We start from the raw sequence: 2469 nt of genomic DNA on the forward strand, positions 1-2469 counted from the left end.
CAATTCCTCCATGTCGAGGTCCTGCCAGGCGTCTTCACGGTGGTGCCGGCCTGGATGCTCGACGCGACGTCTTGCGCAGGCATGGAATTGGGCACGCCGCGCGTGTCACTCGCGGCACTGTCGGATCTTGATGATCTTCTGATGCGGCAAGGTCTGCGGCGATGCTCTTCCGGCGACACCACCGCCGGAGAGGAGCAGACCCATGCCAGACCTGCCAGTCAAGCCGACTTTTCCCAAGCAACTGCAGATGCAGTTCGATTCGACCCGGCTGCGGGGAATGAGCCCGCAGGACCGCCAGCAGGCTGTGACGCGCCTGGCGATCCTCCTGACCGAAGCGGCCGGCGCGGCCGAACAGGAAGGGAACGATGATGAACGGTGATGCCCTCCCTCCCGCCATCCTTCAGCGCAAGGCCGTGGTCTATGTCCGGCAATCGACCCAGGCCCAGGTCGAGCACAACACCGAGAGCCGGCGGCGTCAGTACGAGCTGGTCGAGGTCGCCCGGCGCCGCGGGTTCAGGACCGTCGAGGTCATCGACGATGACCTCGGCCGTTCGGCGAGCGGCATGGTGGCCCGGCCCGGCTTCGAGAAACTCGTCGCCGCCTTGTGTGCGGGCGAGATCGGCGCGGTGCTGTGCTTTGACGCCTCGCGGCTGGCCCGGAACGGCCGGGACTGGCATCACTTGCTCGAACTCTGCGGGCTGGTTGAAGCACGGGTGATCGACATCGACGGAGTCTATGATCCCTGTCGCCCGAACGATCGGCTTCTGCTGGGCATGAAGGGCAGTATCAGCGAGTTCGAACTGGGCGTCATCCGGGCACGCATGGTTGACGCGGCCCGAGCCAAGGCGCGCCGTGGCGAGCTGCGGATCAGTGTGCCGATTGGCTATGTCTGGCACCGCGACATGGGGCTCGGCCTCGATCCTGATCTCCGGCTGCAGAAGGTGATCCGGCTGGTGTTCGAGCGGTTTCGCCAGCTGGGCAGCGCCCGGCAGGCGCACCTGTCGCTGACGGAGGAGGGTGTGTTCTTCCCACGTCCATCGGATGGGAAGCGCCTGACGTTCTTCGACCGGCGGCAGATCCGGTATCGCAACGTCATCGGCCTCCTGAAGAACCCTTTCTACGCAGGAGCTTATGTCTACGGCAAAAGCGAGAAGCGGGTCGAGTTGGTCGACGGGCGGGCGCGCAAGTCCTACGGTCACGGCAAGCCGCCCGAAGCCTGGGACGTGCTGATCCACGATCATCATGAAGGCTACATCGACTGGACGGAGTACGAGCGGAACCAGACCCTGCTGGCCGCCAATGCCTACGGTCGAGTTGGCGGAAACAAATCCGGCCGGGGCGGACGGGCCCTGCTGGCGGGCATGCTTACCTGCGGGCGCTGCGGCCGCGGACTGGCGGTGGCTTATACGGGCGCGCCTCCGGGCCGCCCGACCTATCGCTGTGACCGGCCGAACCTCATGCTCGGCCTGCCGCGGTGTCTCGGCTTCGGCGGATCCCGTGTGGACGCCGCGATCGCATCGGAGATACTTCGGGTGGTCGAGCCGATGGCCATCGAGGCGGCACTGGAGGCCGAGCTGATGCACAGGGAGGGAGAGGCTGAGCGGCGGCGTGTGGCTGAACTCGACCTGCAGCAGGCCGAGTACGACGCCTCACTTGCCGAACGGCGCTATGCCGCCTGCGACCCGGAGAACCGTCTCATCGCGGCGCAGCTCGAGAAGCATTGGGAAGCCGCGCTGCGCCGCGTGGAGGCCTGCCGGTCGCGCCTTGCGGCGGTGGACACCCCCGATCCGGCGATGCCGATGCCCGACTTCGCAGGTTTGGCTACGGATCTCGCTGCCGCCTGGTCGGCGCCGGGCGTTACGACGCGAAGCCGCCAGCACCTGATCCGGACGCTGGTCGCGGGCATCATCGCAGATGTCGACGATGCAACGCGCGAGGTGATCTTGACGATCCACTAGCGCGGCGGCCAGCACTCGCAACTGCGCGTCCGGAAGCCGCGAACCGGAGAGCATGGCTGCCAGACCCCCGAGCAGGCTCTTGCGGTGATGGAACGGATGGCGACGCGGTTCTCCGATGCCGACATTGCGGCCACCTTGAACCGGATGGGCGTGCGCACTGGTCAGGAGAAGACCTGGACGGCACACCGTGTCGCCTCCATCCGTAGGGTCCGCGGTATCCATGCCTTCCGATCGGCTGAGAAGGACGGCGCCTGGCTCACCATGCGCGAGGCCGCTTCGAAGCTCGCTGTGACCAGCCACGTCGTGCGGCGCATGATCCAGGACGGGATCCTGCCCGCCGAGCAGGTCGTTTCCCGGCGCCCCGTGGCAGATCCGGGCCTCCGATCTCGAATCCGACCCCGTCCTGAAGACCCTCAGGCGGAACGGGCGTCCGTGTCACGGAGGCGACCAGAAGCAAATGCGAATGTTTCCAGATAGTTGAAGAAGAGGGGCATAATGACTCAGCACTCGC

1 protein-coding gene and 1 pseudogene are annotated in these 2469 nt (G+C 66.3%); both read left to right on the forward strand.

Going from position 1 to position 2469, the window contains the following annotated elements:
• Window positions 1–202 precede the first annotated feature (202 nt).
• Window positions 203–379 carry a hypothetical protein gene (locus P2PM1_RS20955; protein ID WP_186400405.1) on the forward strand — a complete coding sequence of 59 codons (177 nt, stop codon included), beginning with the start codon at window positions 203–205 and terminating at the stop codon, window positions 377–379.
• Window positions 366–2439: pseudogene (locus P2PM1_RS20960) on the forward strand (recombinase family protein). Before P2PM1_RS20955 ends, P2PM1_RS20960 begins: the two are co-directional and overlap by 14 nt.
• The last annotated feature ends 30 nt before the right edge of the window (window positions 2440–2469 follow it).

Origin of the sequence: Stappia sp. P2PMeth1 (assembly GCF_900185735.1) — a bacterium.
Lineage (GTDB): Bacteria > Pseudomonadota > Alphaproteobacteria > Rhizobiales > Stappiaceae > Stappia.